Genomic DNA, 18847 nt, shown 5'->3' with positions numbered 1-18847 from the left:
CCCTGCCCGCGTCCCGGGTGTTCCGGCATACGCCCCAATTTTTCGCCATAATGCCTGCCTAGTCAGATACAGTCCAATCAATAACTTTCAGCTTATCGTCAGGATGAAACGCCCTCTACTCGCCGTGCTGGCATTGGCCCTGAGCGGCTGCGCGATGATGGACCCGGCCGCGCCTCCGGTTTCCCGGCTCGATGCCCGGCACCTGGGGCTGGCCACCGAGCAGGTCACCTGGCCCGACGCGCAATGGTGGCGCCGCTACGGCGATGCGCAGCTAGACCAGCTCGTCGCCGAGGCGCTGGCCAACAACCCCTCCATCGCATCCGCGCAGGCGCGGCTGGCCAGCGCAAACGCCGCGGTCTCGGGCGCCCGCGCCCCCCTGATGCCCCAGGTGGACGCCAACTACGACCTCACGCGCGAACACCTGCCCAAGAACTATATCTACGCGGCGCCCCTGGGCGGCTCGGTGGCCAGCGACAACCGGCTGGCCCTGGACTTCAGCTATGAACTGGATTTCTGGGGCAGGAACCGGGCCCTGCTGCGCGCTGCCGTGTCGGAACGCGAGGCGGCTTCGGCCGACGCGCAGGCCGCCCGCAACCTCATTGCGCGGGCGGTGGTGCGCAGCTACCTGAACCTGCAGAACGCCTATGCGCAGCGCGCCGTGCTCGAGCGCATCGTCACGCAACGCACCGAGGTGCTGGACCTCACCCGCAGCCGTGCGCGCGCCGGCCTGGATACCCAGGTCGAAGTGAAGCAGGCCGAGTCGGCCCGAGCCGCCGCGCAGGTGGCGCTCACGCAGAACGAAACCGCGATCGCCCAGCTGCGCAACCAGGCGGCGGCGCTGGCCGGGGCCGGTCCCGCCCGCGGCCAGGCGCTGCAGCCGGTGCCGCTGACGGCGCCGGCCGGCATCGTGCCCTCGGCCGTGCCGCTGGCGCTGCTCGGGCGCAGGCCCGACATCACGGCCGCCCGCTGGCGCGCCGAGGCCGCGCAGCGACGCATCGATGCCGCCAAGGCGGAGTTCTACCCCAATGTGAATCTGGTGGCCTTCGCCGGCTTCCAGGCACTGGGCACAGGGCAGCTGCTGGATGCCGGCAGCCGCGCAGCCGGCATCGGACCGGCCGTCACCCTGCCCATCTTCCACGGCGGAGCGCTCAACGCCAATCTGTCGGGCCGGCGCGCCGAGGCGGATGCCGCCGTGTCCGACTACAACCAGACCGTGCTCGACGCGGTCCGCCAGACTGCCGACGCCATCGATGCGCTGCGGCTGATATCGCGCGAACGCGCACAGCAGCACGAAGCGCGTGCGGCCATCGACGCCGCCTACGACCTGGCGGTGCAACGCTACCGCGCCGGCATGGGCAACTACCTGTCGGTGCTCATCGCGCAGACCGGCGTGCTGGACCAGAGCCGCCTGGAAACGGACCTCCAGGCCCGCGCCTACCAGCTCGATGCCGACCTGGCCTATGCGCTGGGCGGCGGCTACCTGCCCGGCGACAGCGCCGCACCGGCCACTCCCGTATCCACCCGATAGACATCTCCCGACGACGTCATCATGACCGACAACGCAACTTCCCATCCCGCACGCAAGCGCCTGCTGCTCACGGCCACCGGCGTGTTCATCCTGGTCGCCATTGTGTACGGCATCTGGTGGGCGCTCTTCGGCGCGCACTACGAAAGCACCGACGATGCCTACGTCCACGGCAACCTGGTGCAGATCACGCCCCAGGTGTCGGGCACCGTGGTCGCCATCGAAGCCGACGACACCGACACCATCGCCGCGGGCCAGCCGCTGGTGCGCATCGATCCGGCCGATGCAGACGTGGCCCTGCAACAGGCCGAGGCCGCCCTGGCGCAGACCGTACGCGAGGTCCGCACCCGCTACGTGCAGAATGCCGCCCTGGAGGCCGACGTGGAAGTGCGCAGGGCCGAGATCGCCCGGGCCCAGTCGGACCTGCGGCGCGCCGAAGCCGACCTCAAGCGGCGCCAGGAACTGGCGCGCTCGGGCGGCGTCAGCGGCGAGGAGATCCTGCATGCGCAGACGGCGCTGAAGGCGGCGCAGTCCGGCGTGGCCCAGGCGCAGGCGGCGCTGGCCGCCTCGCAGGCCAGGCTCGCCACCAACCAGGCCCTCACGGAGGGCACCACGGTGGCCGAGCATCCCGACGTGCGCCGCGCCGTCGCGGCGCTGCGCAGCGCCTGGCTGGCCAAGTCGCGCACCGTGCTGCCCGCACCGGTGTCGGGCATGGTGGCGCGGCGCAGCGTGCAGGTGGGCCAGCACGTGGCGCCCGGGTCGGTGCTGATGAACGTGGTGCCGCTGGACCAGGTCTGGGTGGAAGCCAATTTCAAGGAAGGCCAGCTGCGCGACATGCGCATCGGCCAGCCTGCCACGCTCAAGGCCGATCTCTATGGCGACGCCGTGGTCTATCACGGCACCGTGGTCGGCATGGACGCAGGCACGGGCGCCGCCTTCGCCCTGCTGCCCGCCCAGAACGCCACGGGCAACTGGATCAAGGTCGTGCAGCGGGTGCCCGTGCGCATCGCGCTCGATCCGGAAGAGATCAAGGCGCATCCGCTGCGCGTGGGGCTGTCGATGGATGTGGAGGTCGACGTCGGCGTGCAGGACGACGCGGCGCTGGCCCGGCAGGCACAGCGCACCGATGCCGCCTGGTCCACCCAGGCCTTCGAGCCCCCCCACGATGAGGTCGAGGCCCTCATCGCCAGGATCATCGAGACCAATCTCGCATCATGAGCGACACGCCCGAGCCCCGCCGGACCGCACCGGCTGCCCCGCCACCCCGGACGTATCCGCCGCTGGAAGGCGGCATGCGCATCCTGGGCTCCGTCGCCCTGTCGACGGCGGTGTTCATGAACGTGCTGGACACGTCGATCGCGAACGTGTCCATCCCGACCATTTCGGGCGACCTGGGCGTGAGCTCCAGCCAGGGCACCTGGGTCATCACCTCGTTCGCCGTCGCGAACGCCATCACCGTGCCCCTGACCGGCTGGCTGACGCAGCGCTTCGGCCAGGTGCGGCTGTTCCTGATTTCGACGCTGCTGTTCGTGCTGGCCTCCTGGCTGTGCGGCTTTTCGCCGTCGCTCGAGGCGCTGATCGCCTTCCGGGTGCTGCAGGGCGCCGTGGCGGGGCCGATGATCCCGTTGTCCCAGACGTTGATGCTGGCGAGCTTCCCGAAGGAGAAAGCCGGCATGGCGCTGGCGATCTGGGCCATGACCACGCTGGTCGCGCCGGTGGCCGGGCCATTGCTGGGCGGCTGGATCTCCGACAACTACACCTGGCCCTGGATCTTCTACATCAACGTGCCGGTGGGATTGCTGGCCGCATGGATCAGCTGGCGCATCTACAAGGACCGCGAGTCCGTGACGCATCGGCTGCCGATCGACAAGGTGGGCCTGGCGCTGCTCGTGATCTGGGTCGGCGCGCTGCAGATCATGCTGGACAAGGGCAAGGAACTGGACTGGTTCGCCAGCCCGGTCGTCATCACGCTTGCCCTGATATCGTTCGTGGCCTTCGTCTTCTTCCTGATCTGGGAACTGACCGACGCGCATCCCGTCGTGGACCTGCGGCTCTTCAAGGTGCGCAACTTCACGGTGGGCGCGCTCACGCTGGCGGTGGCCTACGGGGTGTTCTTCGGCAACGTGGTGCTGCTGCCGCTCTGGCTGCAGAGCAACATGGGCTACACCGCCACTTATGCCGGCCTGGTCACCGCGCCGGTGGGCGTGCTGGCCATCGTGCTGACGCCGGTGGTGGGCAAGCTGCTGGCCACCCGCGACCCGCGCCAGCTGGTCACGGCAGCATTCCTGATCTTCGCCACCGTGTTCTTCATGCGCGCGGGCTTCAACACCGACACCGACGTGCGCGCCCTGATGCTGCCCACCATCATCCAGGGCGCGGCCATGGCCGCCTTCTTCGTGCCCCTGACCTCGATCACGCTGTCCGGGCTGGAACCCTGGCGCATACCCGCCGCCTCGGGCCTGTCCAATTTCGCGCGCCTCACCGCCGGCGCTTTCGGCACCTCGATCGCCACCACGCTGTGGGAGAACCGGGCCACGCTGCACCACGCCCGGCTGACCGAAGTGGCGGGCCCGGGACGGCAGGCTTTCGACGACACCGTGGCCACGCTGCAGCATACGGCGGGCGTCACGCACCAGCAGGCGCTGACGCTGGTCGACCGGATGATAGACGCGCAGGCCTTCACCCTGTCGGTGGTGGACGTGTTCTACGCCTCTGCCGTGATCTTCCTGCTCCTGACCGGCCTGGTGTGGTTCGCACGGCCCCGCTCCAGCAAGGGCGGCTCCGGCGCCGCGGAAGCCGCCGCGGGAGCGCACTAGTGGGCCTCAGGCCCCGCTCCAGGCCTCGGCGTTGAGGCGTTCGGTGTAGACCGGCCGGCGCTGCGTGCGCTCCACGTGCTCCAGCGCCGGCGTGATGACCTGCACCAGGCGCTCGAAGGCCGGCCCGATCTCCGCATCGGGCACGCAGGCATAGCCCAGCAGCAGCCCGGGCCGCGCGCTGCGCTCTCCGGCGTAATAGCGCGACAGCGGCCGCACGTACAGGCCCAGCGTGCGCGCCGCGATGCAGATGCCGAGGTCATCGGCGCCCTCGGGCAGGTGCATCACCAGATGCAGTCCGGCCTCGTTGGTGGAAATCGGCCAGTCCGCCCCGAAATGCCGCGCCACGGCCTCGCGCAGCAGGCCCTGGCGCACGGCGTAGCGCTGTTTCATGCGCCGGATGTGGCCTGCGTAGTGCCCGCCCTCGATGAAGTCCGCCAGCACCGCCTGGTCCATGAGCCGCCCTTCCCGGTAGAGCTCCGACAGCGCCGTGGCGAAATGGCCCGCAAGACGCCGGGGCAGCACGACATAGCCCATGCGGATGCCCGGGAACAGGGTTTTCGAGAAAGTGCCCACATAGAGCACGCGTTCGTGCTGGTCCAGCCCCTGCAATGAGGCGATGGGCCGGCCGGCGAAGCGGAACTCGCTGTCGTAGTCGTCCTCCACGATCCAGGCGCCGCGGGTATGGGCGTATTCCAGCAGCATGCGGCGGCGCGACAGGCTCATCACCATGCCCAGCGGATACTGGTGCGAAGGCGTGACGAAGATGAAGCGGGGCGGATCCTGCATCTGCGCCGCCGTGGGCGCCATCCCCTCTTCGTCCACCGTCACCGGTACGGGCGTGATCCCGCACGCAGTGAGGGTCGAGCGCACGCCCCAGTAGCCGGGATCCTCCATCCAGGCGCTGTTGCCGGTGTCGCCCAGCAGGCGGGCGAGCACGCTGATGGCCTGGTGGCTGCCGCCGGTGAGCACGATCTGGTCGGCATCGCACTTGACCGAACGCGCCAGCCTCAGGTGTTCGGCCAGTGCCCGGCGCAGCGGCAGATAGCCGGCGCCGTCCGCATAGGACAGCAGTTCGGCCCGGGGCTGGCGCCAGCGCCGGCTCTGCAGGCGGTTCCAGACCGACCTGGGAAACAGCGAAACGTCCGGCACGCCCGGCACGAAGGCGCCCCATTGGCGGTCGGAAGCGCCCGCTTCGCGCACCAGCCGCGTTCCCCGACGCGACAGGCCGGCCCCGGCATACGGCGCGCCCTCCACCGGCACTTGATGGCCGGGTGGCTCCTGCATACTCGGAACCGTGTTGGAAACGAAGGTACCACTTCCGAACGCAGAGACGAGATAGCCCTCGGCCAGCAGCTGTTCGTAGGCATGCAGCACGGTATTGCGCGACAGCGCCGTGTCGGTGGCGAGCACGCGGGTTGCCGGGAGTTTGGTGCCGACCGGCAGGTCGCCGGACAGGATGAGGTCGCGCACGATCTGGTAGATCTGCCGCGAAAGTGGCACCGGACTGCCGCGTTCCAGACGCTGCAGCAAGCACTCGGACAAGACCAATGCTTTCAAAGTGGCACCATCAACAAAAAGCGATGTGGACCTGTCGAGAGTACCAAAGATTCGATACGCTGCTCTACACCAGATACTTATGACGCGGCCATGACCGCATAAGGGGAAACCATGAGTCCACAGCCACTGCACGCTTGCGCTGCCCGAATCGCCTGCCTCGCAAGGGGCCCGGGCGGCTGAGCCCCGCCGCGCCCGCGCGGGGTTTCCGTTCCGGTGCATGTCAGGCAGGCCATGCACCGCCACGCAGCATCCTGCCGAACCTGTCCCAACGCAGCACCTCGGGAAGCGACATGGAGCGAAGACGGGCCTGTAGACGGCCCCCTGCTTCGCCTCTCCCCGCATGACGCCATGCGCCGTCCCTTCCCACCCACAGCCCGGAGGCCAGCAGTGAAACTCAAACAATGCCTGAAACTGACCCTAGGCGTCCTCGCCCTCGCTGCGGCCCTGCCGCTGAGCCAGGCGCAGGCCCAGACGCGAGGCGGCACGCTCAGCATGATCGTGCAGCCCGAGCCGCCGATCCTCGTGCCCGCCCTGAACCAGCAGGCGCCCACGCAGTTCGTGGCCGGCAAGATCTATGAAAGCCTGCTCACCTATTCGTTCGACCTGAAGCCGCAGCCCGGACTGGCCAAGAGCTGGGAAGCCTCGCCCGACGGCCTGAGCTATACCTTCCATCTGCAGGAAGGCGTGAAGTGGCACGACGGCAAGCCGTTCACGGCCGACGACGTGGTCTTCAGCATGACCGAACTGCTGCCCAAGACCCATGCGCGTGCGCGTGTGATCCTGGGCAAGTTCCTCGATTCGGTGCAGAAGGTCGACGACCACACCGTGGTCATGAAGCTGAAGTCGCCGTTTCCGGCCTTCATGCTGATGTTCGAGCCGGGCTTCGCCCCCATGATGCCCAAGCACATCTATGAGGGCACCGACTACGCCACCAACCCGGCGAACCAGAAGCCCGTCGGCACCGGCCCGTTCATGTTCGGCGAATGGAAGCGCGGCGAATACATCAAGCTGACGCGCAACCCGCAATACTGGAAGGAAGGCAAGCCCTACCTCGACGAGCTGGTGTTCAACGTGATCCCGGACTCCGCCTCGCGCGCCGTGGCGTTCGAGCGCGGCAGCGTGGACGTGCTGCGCGGCGGCGACATCGACAACGTCGACGTGAAGCGCCTGCGCGCGATCGACGGGGTGGCCTACACCACCCAGGGCTGGGAGATGTTCTCGCCGCAGGCCTACCTGATCTTCAACATGCGCAAGCCGCCCTTCGACAACGTCAAGGTGCGCCAGGCGGTCATGGCCGCGATCAACCGCAAGCTGATCGTCAACAACATCTTCTTCGGCCTGGGCCAGGTCTCCACCAGCCCCTTCGTCACGACCGAGATGTTCTATGACAAGAACATGCCGCCGATCACCTACGACATGAAGAAGGCGCGCGCGCTCATGGAGGAATCCGGCATCGATCCTTCCGCCCACACCATCCGCCTGCTGGGCCTGCCCTACGGCTCCACCTGGGACCGCCTCGGCGAGTACGTCAAGCAGGTGCTCGAGCAACTGGGCTTCAAGGTCAACGTCGAAGCCACCGACGCGGGCGGCTGGGCCAGCCGCACGGGCAACTGGGACTTCGACATGACCATGAACTTCATCTACCAGTACGGCGATCCGGCGCTGGGCGTGCAGCGCCTCTACGTGGCCTCCAACATCGTCAAGGGTTCGCCTTTCGCCAACGTGCAGGGCTACAACAACCCCGAGCTCGACAAGGTCTGGGACGCGGCCTCGTCCGAGGTCGACCCGGCCAAGCGCCAGGCGCTGTACACGCAGATCCAGAAGAAACTGGTGGAAGACATTGCCAATGGCTTCCTCGTCGACATGGAATTCCCCACCCTGTATCGGGGCAAGGTCAAGAATCTCGTCAAGACCGCCATCGGCCTGAACGAGACCTTCGACGACGTCTACATCGAGAAGTAGAGTCCGGCGGCGACGGCAGGGCCGGGCGCATGCACGGCCCTGTCCCGCCCGGACGATCAGGGGCGCCCGCGCGCGGCGCCTCCAGGAGATGCACCCAATGAAATTCCTGTCCTTCTTTGCCGCGCGCGTGGGCAAGGCACTCGTGGTCGTGCTGGGCGTGGTGATCATCAATTTCTTCCTGATACGGCTGGCGCCCGGCGATCCCGCCGTGGTGCTCGCCGGGCAGGCCGGCGCGGGCGATGCGGCCTTCGTCGAGCAGCTGCGCAGCCAGTTCGGCCTGGACAAGCCCGTGCTGACACAGCTGGGCCTGTATCTGAAGGGCGTGGTCCAGCTGGACCTGGGCTTTTCCTACCGCAGCCACGTGCCGGTGCTCGACCTGATACTAGAACGCCTGCCCGCCACCTTCCTGCTGATGTCCTGCGCCTTCGTGTTCTCCCTCGTGCTGGGCGTGCTGCTGGGCGTGGTGGCCGCCAGGGCGCGCTATCGCAACAAGCGGCGCTGGATAGACAGCACCGTGATGACCGGCGCGCTGCTGCTCTATGCCACGCCGCTCTTCTGGCTGTCGCTGATGGGCATCCTGCTGTTTTCCGTGATGCTGGGCTGGCTGCCCGCCTTCGGCATGGAATCGGTGGGCAGCAACCTCACGGGGCTTGCCCGCGCCGGCGACATCGCGCAGCATCTCATCCTGCCCACGGTCACCCTGGGCTGCTTCTTCATGGCCGTCTACGTGCGCCTGACGCGCGCCTCCATGCTCGAGGTCATCGGCATGGACTTCGTCAAGACGGCCCGCGCCAAGGGCGTCAGCCCGAACCGCGTGATCCGGGCCCACGTGCTGCGCAACGCGCTGCTGCCCGTGATCACCTTCGCGGGCATCCAGCTCGGCCAGATGGCGGGCGGCGCCGTGCTCACCGAAACCGTCTTTGCCTGGCCCGGCATCGGCCGCCTGATGTTCGATGCGCTGCTGCAGCGCGACTACCAATTGCTGCTGGGCGTGTTCCTCGTGACCTCCATCATGGTCGTGGTCTTCAACCTAATCACCGACATCGTGTACCGCCTGATCGATCCGCGCATCGCCGCGGGATCCGGTCCGGGAGCCGCATCATGAAGCGCTTCATGCAACGTTACCTGCGCAACTATGGCGCGGTGGCCGGCCTGCTCGTCATGCTGGCGGTGGTGGCCATGGCGGTTCTTGCTCCCGTCCTGTACCAGGATTCGCCCTGGATAATGGTGGCCGACCCCCTGATACCGCCGTTCTCCGATGCGGCCTATCCGTTCGGCACCGACATGCTGGGGCGCGACATCACCGCGGGCCTGGTGTGGGGCGCGCGCGCCTCGCTGCTGGTCGGCCTGCTCTCGACAGGCGTCGCGCTGGCCTTCGGAATCCTGGTCGGCGCCGTGGCCGGCTATTGCGGCGGCCGCGTGGACGATGCGCTGATGCGCTTCACCGAATTCTTCCAGACCATCCCGCAGCTCGCGATGGCGGTGGTGCTGGTGGCGGTGCTCGGGCCGTCGATGTACTCCATCATGGGCGCCATCGCCGTCGTGTCGTGGCCGCCTGCGGCCAGGCTGGTGCGCTCCGAGTTCATGACGCTCAAGCAGCGCGAATTCGTGCAGGCCGCCATCGTCATCGGCCAGACGCCCGGCCGCATCGTCTGCACGCAGATCCTGCCCAACGCCATGTCGCCCATCATCGTGTCCGCGTCGTTCATGGTGGCCACCGCCATCCTCACCGAATCGTCGCTGTCCTTCCTGGGACTGGGCGACCGCAACCTGATGAGCTGGGGCTTCATGATAGGCGCGGCGCGCACCATGATCCGCGAAGCCTGGTGGATGAGCGTCTGGCCCGGCGTGGCCATCCTGCTCACCGTCCTGGCGATCAACCTGATAGGCGAAGGGCTGAACGACGCCCTCAATCCCCAGCTGCGCAAGCGCGGCGAATGAGGAAACCGGCATGAGCCAGCAAACTCCCCTGTTGTCGGTACGCGGCCTCACCATCGCCCTGCCCCCCGGCGGCGACCGTCCCCATGCCGTGCAGGACGTCTCCTACGACATCCACGCCGGCGAGATCCTCTGCATCGTCGGCGAATCGGGCTCCGGCAAGTCCATGAGCGCCAATGCCATCATGGGCCTGCTGCCCGACTACCTCGCGCCGCAGCGCGGCCAGATCCTGTTCAACGGCACGGACCTGCTGGGCCTGGACGAAGACCGCCTGCAGGCCATGCGCGGCAAGGACATGGCCATGATCTTCCAGGAACCGCTGTCGGCGCTGAACCCGCTGATGACGGTGGGAGACCAGATCGCGGAGGTCATGCGCGTGCACAACGCCTATCCCGGCGCGCAGCGCCAGCGCCGCGTGCTGGACCTGCTGGCGTTCGTCGGCCTGCCCGATCCGGACACGCTCTACCACGTCTATCCGTTCCGCCTGTCCGGCGGCCAGCGCCAGCGGGTGATGATCGCGATGGCGCTGGCCCTGGAACCCGCCCTGCTGATCGCAGACGAGCCCACGACGGCGCTCGACGTGACCACCCAGGCCCAGATCCTGCGCCTCATCGCACGCATACAGAAGGAAAAGGGCATGGGCGTGATGTTCGTGACCCACGACTTCGGCGTGGTGGCGGAGATCGCCCACCGTGTCGCGGTGATGGAAAAAGGCGTGGTGGTCGAACAGGGGCCGGCCGCACAGGTGCTCAACCACCCCAGCCACCCGTATACGCGGCGCCTCATCGCGGCCGTGCCGCACGGCCGCGGCAACCAGGCGTCGGCCGGCCTGCCCGGCAAGCCGCTGCTGGAGGTCCGCAATCTGCGCAAGACCTACGCCACCGGCGGCGGCTGGCTGGGCCGCAAGCGGGTGGTGCATGCCGTCGACGACGTCAGCTTCTCGGTAAGGCGCGGCGAGACGCTGGGCATCGTGGGCGAGTCGGGCTCCGGCAAGTCCACCATCGGCAAGTGCCTGCTCAAGCTGATCCGCGTCGATGGCGGCGCCCTGCTCTTCGACGGCCAGGATGTGGCGGGGCTGCCCGAGAGCCAGTTCCGCCCGCTGCGCAAGAACATCCAGATGATCTTCCAGGATCCCTTCGCCTCGCTCAATCCCCGTCACACCGTAGGCCGCATCATCAGCGACGGCCCGGTTGCCAACGGCGTGCCGCGGGCCCAGGCGCAGGCGCGGGCCCGCGAACTGCTCTCGCTGGTGGGCCTGGACCCTTCCGCCTACGACCGCTATCCCAACCAGTTCTCCGGCGGGCAGCGCCAGCGCGTGGGCATCGCCCGCGCGCTGGCGCTGGAGCCGCAGCTGCTGGTGGCCGACGAGTCCGTGTCTGCGCTGGACGTATCGGTGCAGGCGCAGGTGCTGCAGCTGCTGGCCGACCTGCAGAAGCGCCTGCAGATCGCGCTGGTCTTCATCACCCACGATCTGCGCGTGGCCGCCCAGATCTGCAATTCTGTGCTGGTGATGCACCAGGGCAAGGTGGTCGAATACGGCAGCCCGGCGCAGATCTTCGAACGCCCGCAGGATCCCTACACGCAGCGCCTCATCGCCGCGGTGCCCGGCCAGCACTGGGACCCGAGCCAGGCGCAGACGGCGCAGGCCTGACCATGGACAATGCCGAACTCAGCCGCCGCAGGCAGGAAGCCACGCCGCGCGGCGTGGGCGTGATGTGCAATTTCTACGCCGACCGCGCCGACAACGCCGAGCTCTGGGACATCGAAGGCCGCCGCTACATCGATTTCGCCGGCGGTATCGCGGTGCTCAATACCGGCCACCGCCATCCCCGCCTCATGCAGGCTGTCGAGGCGCAGATGCAGCGCTTCACGCATACGGCCTACCAGATCGTGCCGTATGCCGGCTATGTCGAACTGGCGGAGCAGATCAACCAGCGCGTACCGGGCGACTTCCCCAAGAAGACCGCGCTGTTCACCACCGGCGCGGAAGCCGTGGAGAACGCCGTGAAGATCGCCCGGGCGGCCACCGGCCGACCCGGCGTCGTGGCCTTCGGGGCGGCGTTCCATGGCCGCACCCTGCTGGGCATGGCCCTCACGGGCAAGGTAGTGCCGTACAAGACAGGGTTCGGCCCCTTTCCCCCGGACATCTATCATGTGCCGTACCCGAACGCGCTGCACGGCATATCCAGCGACGACGCGCTGGCGGCGCTGCGCAACCTGTTCCGTACCCAGGTCGAACCGGCGCGCGTGGCCGCCATCATCATCGAGCCGGTACAGGGTGAAGGCGGCTTCAACATCTGCCCGCCCGAATTCATGCGGGCGCTGCGCGCGCTGTGCGACGACCACGGGATCCTGCTGATCGCCGACGAAGTGCAGACCGGCTTCGGACGCACCGGCCGGTTCTTCGCCATGGAGCACTACGGCGTCGCGCCCGACCTCACGGCCATGGCCAAGAGCCTGGCCGGCGGCCTGCCCCTGTCCGCGGTATGCGGACGCGCCGGTGTCATGGACGCCCCGCCCCCGGGCGGACTGGGCGGCACCTATGCCGGCCACCCGCTGGCCGTGGCCGCTGCGCTGGAAGTCATCCGTGTGCTGGAATCCGAGGGCCTGCTCGAGCGCGCCGTGCAGTTGGGCAACCGCGTGCGCCACCACCTGGAGGGCCTGCGGCATGAAGTCCCCGAAATCGCCGAAGTGCGCGCCCTGGGCGGCATGGTCGCGGTGGAGTTCCGCCACCCGGGCAGCGATGCGCCCAGCGCCGAGTTCGCCCGCCAGGTCCAGGCGCGGGCGCTCGAACAGGGCCTGCTGCTGCTGACCTGCGGCACCGACGGCAACGTGATCCGCTTTCTCTTTCCCCTCACCATTCCGGAACCGGTCATGGCAGAGGCGCTGGACATGCTTTCCTCCGCCCTGCTCGCCTGATCTCCGCTGGAGCCCCGACATGAAACGTCCCGCCGCCATCCCTACCGTGCAGATCGACAACGAGTACGTCACCGTCACCGAATGGCGCTTTCCGCCCGGCGCGGAAACCGGCTGGCACCGCCACGGCATGCATTACGTGGTCGTGCCCCAGACCACCGGCCCGCTGCTGCTCGAGACCGCCCAGGGCGAGGTCACCAGCCAGCTCACGCGGGGCGTGTCGTACTACCGGCCGGTCGGCGTGGAGCACAACGTGATCAATCCTGCCGATACCGAATTCGTGTTCGTCGAGGTCGAGCTCAAGCTGGCCGGAGCGCCTGCATGAAGGCTTTCTTCTCCGAGGAGCAGCTGCTGCACGAACCGCAGCAGTTCATGCGGCTGGGGCGCCTTTGCGCGCCGGCCGACGTGCCGGCGCGCGCGCAGGCGTTGCGCGCGACCCTGCAGGCGCGCGGCATCACCGCCGACACCCCGCCCGACCTGGGCCGGGCTCCGCTGGAGCAGGTGCACACGGTGGAGTACCTCGACTACCTCGAGCATGCCTATACCCGCTGGCAGGCGCTGCGCGGCTCGGGCCTGGAGCCCGGTCCGGAGGTGCTGCCCAATCTTTCGCCCTATTACAACGGACGCATGGACCAGGCCGCGCGCGGGCCCTGCCCGTCCAGCTCCATCGTGGCCGAAACGGGCTACTACCTGAGCGACCTGTCCTGCCCCATCGGCCCGCACACCTGGCGCGCCGCGCTGCGCTCCACGCACAGCGCCGTGGCCGCCGCCGATTGGGTATTGCGGCACGACGGCGTGGCGTATGCGCTGTGCCGACCCGCCGGCCACCACGCACACCGCGACCGCGCCGGCGGGTTCTGCTACCTCAACAGCAGCGCCGCCGCGGCGCAGCGCCTGGCGCAGCGCTGCGAGCGCGTGGCCGTGCTGGACGTCGACGCCCACCATGGCGACGGCACGCAGAACATCTTCTACCATCGCGCCGACGTCATGACCCTGTCGCTGCACGCGGATCCCGCCGGCTATTACCCCTTCTACACGGGTTATGCGCACGAGCGCGGCTACGGCAGCGGCCACGGCTACAACCTGAATTTCCCCCTGCCGCACGGCGCCGATGACAACGTCTTCCTGGCGGCGCTCGACAACGCCCTGGTGGCGCTGCGCGACTACCGCCCCCGCGCACTGGTGCTGGCCCTGGGTTTCGACACCTACAGGCGCGACCCCATCAGCGTGCTGAATCTCGACCTGCACGCCTACCGCCATCTCGGCGAACGCATCAATGCCGTGGGGCTGCCCACGGTCGTGGTCCAGGAGGGCGGATTCATGGTGGACGCCATCGGTCCGGCACTGGACGCCTTCATGCAGGGCGTGGCGCCGGCCATGGCCTGAACCTCACAGGAGAACGCGATGACTCAGCTTCCCGACATTTCCATCGACGGCCAGCGCTTGTGGAATTCGCTGATGGCCCTGGCCGAGATCGGCGCCACGCCCAAGGGCGGCAATTGCCGCCTGGCGCTCACCGAACTCGACGGCAAGGGGCGCGACCTCGTCGTGGGCTGGATGAAGGACGCCGGCCTGGAGATCACGGTGGACCAGGTCGGCAACATCTTCGGCCGGCGCCCGGGGCGCGACCCCGCCCTGCCGTGCATCGCCACCGGCAGCCACATCGACACCCAGCCCACGGGCGGGAAATTCGACGGCTGCTTCGGCGTGCTGGCCGGGCTGGAAGTGATGCGCACGCTGCAGGACCGCGGCATCGAGACCGAGGCGCCGCTGGAACTCATCATCTGGACCAACGAAGAAGGCACGCGCTTCGTGCCGGTCATGATGGGATCGGGCGTATTCTGCAACATCTTCCCGCTGGAGCAGGTGCTGGCCTCCCGCGACGTGGACGGCAAGACCGTCGGCGACGAACTGCGCAAGATCGGGTACGCCGGCACCGAGCCGGTGGGCCGGCGCAAGCTGGGCAAGTACTTCGAGGCGCACATCGAACAGGGGCCGATCCTGGAAGCGGAGCAGAAGACCATCGGCGTGGTCACGGGCTCGCTGGGCCTGCGCTGGTACGACGTCACGGTCACCGGCATGGAGGCCCATGCCGGCCCCACGCCCATGCCCATGCGGCGCGATGCCCTGTATGCCGCCACCCACCTGATGCAGGAAGTGGTGCGCATCGCCCTGGACCACGCGCCCGGCGGACGCGGTACCGTGGGCGTGGCCAACGTGCATCCCGCCTCGCGCAACGTGATCCCCGGCAAGGTGTCGTTCACCGTGGACATGCGTCACCCCGACGCCGACAGCCTGGCGCGGATGGACGCGCGCCTGCGCGAAGCCTGCAAGGCGCTGCAGGAGGGCCGTACCACCGGGCACCCCGTCTCGGTCGAGCTGGTCGACGTGCAGCACTTCCCGCCCACCCCTTTCGCGCCGGACATGATCGAATCGGTGCGCCGGCAGGCTGCCCGGCGCGGCTACAGCCACCAGGACATCGTCACCGGCGCCGGCCACGACGCCGTCTACGTGGCCACGGTCAGCCCCACCGCCATGATCTTCGTGCCCTGCAAGGACGGCATCAGCCACAACGAGATCGAGGATGCAGATCCCCGCCACCTCGAGGCCGGCGCCAACGTGCTGCTCGGAGCCATGCTGGAACATGCGCGCGTCGCCGGGCAATAGCCTCATGCCGGCCCCGCCCGCCGCGCCGCTGGTGCCGGCCGGCCGACAGCGCGCGGGCGTGCTGCTGTTCCTGGCCGCGCTGGTGGCATTCGCCACCTTCGACGCGGCGTCCAAGCATCTGCTGGCCACATACCCCGCGCCCTTTCTCAACGTGGCGCGCTATCTGTCGGTGACCGTGGTCGCGGCCTTCCTGCTGGCGCGCCACGGCCTGCCCCGGCTGCCGGCAGACCCGCGCGACCGGCGGCTGCTGGTGCTGCGCGGCGTGGCGCTGGGCACCGTGGGCACCTGCTTCATGACGGCGCTGACCTGGATGCCGCTGTCCGAAGCCACCGCGATCTACTTCACCTCGCCGCTGATCATGGTGGCGTTGTCGCCATGGCTGCTGGGCGAGCGGATCGGCGTCGTCCAGTGGCTGGCGGTGGCCACCGGTTTTGCCGGCATGCTGCTCATCGTGCGCCCCGGCGCGGCGCTGCCGCTGCTGGGCACCGTGCTGATGGCGGTATCGGCCGTGTGCTATGCGGTCTTCCAGCTGCTCACCCGCAAGCTGGCCGGCCGGGTGCCGAGCCACGTGCAGTATGCCAGCACCGCCCTCGTCTGCCTGGCCATGACGGCCCTGCCCGCGCCCTTCTTCCTGCCGGATCCCTGGCCCGGTCCGGGCGACGGCCTGCTCATCCTGCTGGTGGGCGTGTGCAACGCCCTGGCCCAGGTCCTGCTGATTGCAGCGTTCCAGCGCGTCGAGGCTTCCCGCCTGGCGCCGCTCAATTACTGCCAGCTGCTGATGGCCGTGGCCTACAGCACATTCTGGTTCGGCCGGCCGCCCGACTCGATCGCCCTGGCGGGCATGGTCCTGATCGCCGCGGCCGGACTTTTCCTCCTTTCCGCACGGAGTCGTCCATGAGCTCTCTCCCCGCGCTTTCCTACTGGGAAGAACGCGCCGCGTCCCTGGCGCTGCGCAACCGCGCCCTGATCGACGGCCGCTGGCACGACGGCGGCGACGCGCCGCTGGATGCGATCAACCCCGCCAACGGCAAGCTGCTGACCCAGGTGGCGGCATGCGGGCCGGCCGAGGTCGACCTGGCCGTAGCCGCCGCGCGCCGCAGCTTCGACGCCGGCGCATGGTCCGCCATGCCGCGGCGCGAGCGCAAGCGGCGCCTGCTGCGGCTGGCCGAACTGGTGCGCGAGCACGCCGAGGAACTCGCGCTGATCGAGACCCTGGACATGGGCAAGCCGATCGGCGATGCCCTGCTGTTCGACCTGCCCGAGACGGCCACCACCTACGCCTGGTACGCCGAGACCATCGACAAGCAGTACGACGAGATCGCCCCCACCGACGCCGGCAGCCTGGCCACCATCACCCGGGAGCCGCTGGGCGTGGTCGCCGCCGTGGTGCCGTGGAACTACCCGCTGCTGATGTCGGCCTGGAAAGTGGCGCCAGCCCTCGCGGCCGGCAACAGCGTGGTGCTCAAGCCCGCGGAGCAATCCTCGCTGAGCGCGCTGCGGCTGGCCGAACTGGCGCTGCAGGCCGACATCCCCGCCGGGGTGTTCAACGTGGTGCCCGGCCGCGGCCCCGTCGTCGGCCAGGCTCTCGGCCTGCACATGGACGTGGACTGCCTCGCCTTCACCGGCTCCACCGCCACGGGCAAGCGCTTCATGCAGTATTCCGGCCAGTCCAACCTCAAGCAGGTGTGGCTGGAGTGCGGCGGCAAGTCGCCCCACATCGTGTTCGACGACTGCCCGGACCTGGACCGGGCCGCGCTTGCCGCGGCCATCGGCATCTTCAACAACCAGGGCGAGGTGTGCATCGCCGGCTCGCGCCTGTACGTGCAGTCGGGCATCTATGACGTCTTCATGGGGAAGCTGGAGGCGCTGGCACGCACCATGCAGCCCGGCAATCCGCTCGACCCCGCCTCGCCCATGGGCGCCATCGTCGACGAACGCCAGCTGGCGCGCGTGCTGCAGTACGTGGAAAGCGGGACCCGCGAAGGCGCCACGCTGCGGCTGGGCGGCCGGCAGGTGCGGGGCGAGACGGGCGGCTACTACCTGGAACCCACGATCTTCGAATGCGCCGGCCCCGACCTGACCATCGTGCGCGAAGAGATCTTCGGACCGGTGCTGGCCGTCACCCGCTTCGAGCACGAGGACGACGCAGTGGCGCAGGCCAACCGTTCCGCGTACGGGCTGGGCTCGGGCCTGTGGACGGCCGACCTGTCGCGCGCGCACCGCGTCTCGCGCCGGCTGCGGGCGGGCCTGGTGTGGGTCAACTGCTATTTCGACGGCGACATCTCGGTGCCTTTCGGCGGCGTCAAGCAGTCGGGCTTCGGACGCGACAAGTCCCTGCATGCGCTGGACAAGTACACCTCGCTGAAGTCCACGTGGATCCGGCTGTAGGCGTTCGGGCGCGGCACGCGCCCGGCGTGCCTGCCGGCTTCAGTAGCCGCGGTTGCGCGACACCTGGCCCGTGACGGGCTCGCCGCGCATGAACCGGCGGATCTTGTCGGCGACCTGGGCGATGGTCTCGCGGCGCAGGCTGAGCGCGGCCACGTGCGGGGTGATGGTCACGCGCGGATGCTGCCAGAAAGAATGGTCGGCCGGCAGGGGCTCCTCGCGGAACACATCGAGCGTGGCGCCCGCCATGTGGCCGCTGTCGAGCAGCGCCAGCAGATCTTCCTCGACCAGATGCTGGCCCCTTCCCATGTTGATCAGGTAGGCGCCCGGCAGCAGCTGCGACAGCGTGTCGCGGCACAGGAGATCCCGCGTTTCGTCCGTGAGCGGCAACGTGTTCACCAGCACCCGAGTGCGGGCCAGGAACGCCGGCAGCCCGGCCATGCCGGCATGGGATTCCACGCCCTCGGGCGCCTTGCCGCTGCGCGACCAGCCCGCCACGGGATAATCCAGCGATGCGAGCGTCTGCGCCACGCGCGAACCCATCACGCCCATGCCCAGCACGCCCACCGGCCATTGCGTGCGGTCTATCTCCGGCAGCGGCTTCCAGCGGCGCTGGCCCTGCAGCTCGGCGTAGTCGTCGAACTGGCGGCTGGCGCGGACCAGCGCCCAGGCGGCGTATTCGGCCATCTGCACCGCCATGCCGGCATCCTCGAGGCGCACGATGGGCAGGTCGGCCGGCAGGGTCGGCAGCCGGAACAGCGCATCCACCCCTGCGCCCAGGTTGAAGGCCACGCGCAGCTTGCGCTCGCGCTCGAACAGCGCCGCCGGCGGATTCCACACCACCGCCACCTCGGCGTCCACGGGCTCCTGCCCGGGGCGCCACATCACGACCTCGGCGCCGGGCAGGGCCTCGGCGAGCGGATCCAGCCATTCCGCGGGTTCGATGTCATGACTGGTGGAGAAAATGATCTTCATGCGTTCCGGACAGGTTGCGGGCGGCGCGCGGCGCCGCCGATTGGCGGATAATGCAGCGATGATATAACAGCCCGCGCCGCGGGCCCCACGCACACGGAACCGCATC

General features: G+C 68.8%; 15 protein-coding genes. 13 read left to right on the top strand and 2 right to left on the bottom strand.

Annotation, left to right across the window (positions count from 1 at the left end; all coding sequences use genetic code 11):
- Positions 1-103 precede the first annotated feature (103 nt).
- The 3 genes from ACYBYQ_RS07330 to ACYBYQ_RS07320 are packed head-to-tail and all read left to right on the top strand — an operon-like array spanning position 104 to position 4341.
- Complete coding sequence (locus ACYBYQ_RS07330; protein WP_459618095.1) at positions 104-1528, top strand: efflux transporter outer membrane subunit; 1425 nt, start codon at positions 104-106, stop codon at positions 1526-1528.
- Between the two features lie 21 nt (positions 1529-1549).
- Positions 1550-2743, top strand: coding sequence for an HlyD family secretion protein (locus ACYBYQ_RS07325; RefSeq protein WP_459618094.1), 1194 nt, complete (start codon positions 1550-1552; stop codon positions 2741-2743).
- A complete protein-coding gene (locus tag ACYBYQ_RS07320) occupies positions 2740-4341 on the top strand; it encodes a DHA2 family efflux MFS transporter permease subunit (protein WP_459618093.1) in 1602 nt (533 codons plus the stop codon). The genes ACYBYQ_RS07325 and ACYBYQ_RS07320 overlap by 4 nt, the downstream gene beginning before the upstream one ends.
- Before the next feature lie 6 nt (positions 4342-4347).
- Here ACYBYQ_RS07320 and pdxR read toward each other — a convergent pair whose 3' ends face one another.
- Positions 4348-5898: a MocR-like pyridoxine biosynthesis transcription factor PdxR gene (pdxR, locus tag ACYBYQ_RS07315; protein WP_459618092.1), complete on the bottom strand. Its 1551-nt coding sequence runs from the start codon at positions 5896-5898 to the stop codon at positions 4348-4350.
- 387 nt (positions 5899-6285) lie between these two features.
- Between pdxR and ACYBYQ_RS07310 the strand changes: the two genes are divergently transcribed.
- The 10 genes from ACYBYQ_RS07310 (at position 6286) to ACYBYQ_RS07265 (ending at position 17769) form a co-directional block, all read left to right on the top strand.
- A complete protein-coding gene (locus ACYBYQ_RS07310) occupies positions 6286-7860 on the top strand; it encodes an ABC transporter substrate-binding protein (protein ID WP_459618091.1) in 1575 nt (524 codons plus the stop codon).
- A gap of 88 nt (positions 7861-7948) precedes the next feature.
- A complete protein-coding gene (locus ACYBYQ_RS07305) occupies positions 7949-8965 on the top strand; it encodes an ABC transporter permease (RefSeq protein ID WP_459618090.1) in 1017 nt (338 codons plus the stop codon).
- Positions 8962-9801, top strand: a complete 840-nt coding sequence (locus ACYBYQ_RS07300) for an ABC transporter permease (protein ID WP_459618089.1) — start codon at positions 8962-8964, stop codon at positions 9799-9801. Before ACYBYQ_RS07305 ends, ACYBYQ_RS07300 begins: the two co-directional genes overlap by 4 nt.
- A 10-nt stretch (positions 9802-9811) precedes the next feature.
- On the top strand, positions 9812-11449 hold the full coding sequence (locus ACYBYQ_RS07295; protein ID WP_459618088.1) for an ABC transporter ATP-binding protein: 1638 nt from the start codon (positions 9812-9814) through the stop codon (positions 11447-11449).
- Between the two features lie 2 nt (positions 11450-11451).
- The gene (gene gabT, locus ACYBYQ_RS07290; protein ID WP_459618087.1) at positions 11452-12717 is read left to right on the top strand and encodes a 4-aminobutyrate--2-oxoglutarate transaminase; all 1266 of its coding nucleotides are present in this window, start codon (positions 11452-11454) and stop codon (positions 12715-12717) included.
- A gap of 19 nt (positions 12718-12736) precedes the next feature.
- Positions 12737-13039 carry a cupin domain-containing protein gene (locus ACYBYQ_RS07285; protein ID WP_459618086.1) on the top strand — a complete coding sequence of 101 codons (303 nt, stop codon included), beginning with the start codon at positions 12737-12739 and terminating at the stop codon, positions 13037-13039.
- Positions 13036-14100: a histone deacetylase family protein gene (locus ACYBYQ_RS07280; RefSeq protein ID WP_459618085.1), complete on the top strand. Its 1065-nt coding sequence runs from the start codon at positions 13036-13038 to the stop codon at positions 14098-14100. The genes ACYBYQ_RS07285 and ACYBYQ_RS07280 overlap by 4 nt, the downstream gene beginning before the upstream one ends.
- 18 nt (positions 14101-14118) lie before the next feature.
- Positions 14119-15381, top strand: coding sequence for a Zn-dependent hydrolase (locus tag ACYBYQ_RS07275; RefSeq protein WP_459618084.1), 1263 nt, complete (start codon positions 14119-14121; stop codon positions 15379-15381).
- A gap of 4 nt (positions 15382-15385) precedes the next feature.
- Positions 15386-16279 carry a DMT family transporter gene (locus ACYBYQ_RS07270; protein ID WP_459618083.1) on the top strand — a complete coding sequence of 298 codons (894 nt, stop codon included), beginning with the start codon at positions 15386-15388 and terminating at the stop codon, positions 16277-16279.
- Positions 16276-17769 carry an aldehyde dehydrogenase gene (locus ACYBYQ_RS07265; protein ID WP_459618082.1) on the top strand — a complete coding sequence of 498 codons (1494 nt, stop codon included), beginning with the start codon at positions 16276-16278 and terminating at the stop codon, positions 17767-17769. The genes ACYBYQ_RS07270 and ACYBYQ_RS07265 overlap by 4 nt, the downstream gene beginning before the upstream one ends.
- A gap of 39 nt (positions 17770-17808) precedes the next feature.
- Here the strand turns inward: ACYBYQ_RS07265 and ACYBYQ_RS07260 are convergent, their stop codons facing one another.
- The gene (locus tag ACYBYQ_RS07260; RefSeq protein ID WP_459618081.1) at positions 17809-18741 is read right to left on the bottom strand and encodes a 2-hydroxyacid dehydrogenase; all 933 of its coding nucleotides are present in this window, start codon (positions 18739-18741) and stop codon (positions 17809-17811) included.
- Positions 18742-18847 lie beyond the last annotated feature (106 nt).

The organism is Bordetella sp. 2513F2, from assembly GCF_054642735.1.
This window is presented reverse-complemented; position numbering and strand designations above follow the sequence as displayed.

Excerpts from the sequence above, each read along its gene's own strand:
- ACYBYQ_RS07330 (WP_459618095.1), top strand. The coding sequence starts at position 104 with ATGAAACGCCCTCTACTCGCCGTGCTGGCATTGGCCCTGAGCGGCTGC.
- ACYBYQ_RS07325 (WP_459618094.1), top strand. The coding sequence starts at position 1,550 with ATGACCGACAACGCAACTTCCCATCCCGCACGCAAGCGCCTGCTGCTC.
- ACYBYQ_RS07320 (WP_459618093.1), top strand. The coding sequence starts at position 2,740 with ATGAGCGACACGCCCGAGCCCCGCCGGACCGCACCGGCTGCCCCGCCA.
- ACYBYQ_RS07305 (WP_459618090.1), top strand. The coding sequence starts at position 7,949 with ATGCACCCAATGAAATTCCTGTCCTTCTTTGCCGCGCGCGTGGGCAAG.
- ACYBYQ_RS07300 (WP_459618089.1), top strand. The coding sequence starts at position 8,962 with ATGAAGCGCTTCATGCAACGTTACCTGCGCAACTATGGCGCGGTGGCC.
- ACYBYQ_RS07295 (WP_459618088.1), top strand. The coding sequence starts at position 9,812 with ATGAGCCAGCAAACTCCCCTGTTGTCGGTACGCGGCCTCACCATCGCC.
- gabT (WP_459618087.1), top strand. The coding sequence starts at position 11,452 with ATGGACAATGCCGAACTCAGCCGCCGCAGGCAGGAAGCCACGCCGCGC.
- ACYBYQ_RS07285 (WP_459618086.1), top strand. The coding sequence starts at position 12,737 with ATGAAACGTCCCGCCGCCATCCCTACCGTGCAGATCGACAACGAGTAC.
- ACYBYQ_RS07280 (WP_459618085.1), top strand. The coding sequence starts at position 13,036 with ATGAAGGCTTTCTTCTCCGAGGAGCAGCTGCTGCACGAACCGCAGCAG.
- ACYBYQ_RS07275 (WP_459618084.1), top strand. The coding sequence starts at position 14,119 with ATGACTCAGCTTCCCGACATTTCCATCGACGGCCAGCGCTTGTGGAAT.
- ACYBYQ_RS07270 (WP_459618083.1), top strand. The coding sequence starts at position 15,386 with ATGCCGGCCCCGCCCGCCGCGCCGCTGGTGCCGGCCGGCCGACAGCGC.
- ACYBYQ_RS07265 (WP_459618082.1), top strand. The coding sequence starts at position 16,276 with ATGAGCTCTCTCCCCGCGCTTTCCTACTGGGAAGAACGCGCCGCGTCC.
- ACYBYQ_RS07260 (WP_459618081.1), bottom strand. The coding sequence starts at position 18,741 with ATGAAGATCATTTTCTCCACCAGTCATGACATCGAACCCGCGGAATGG.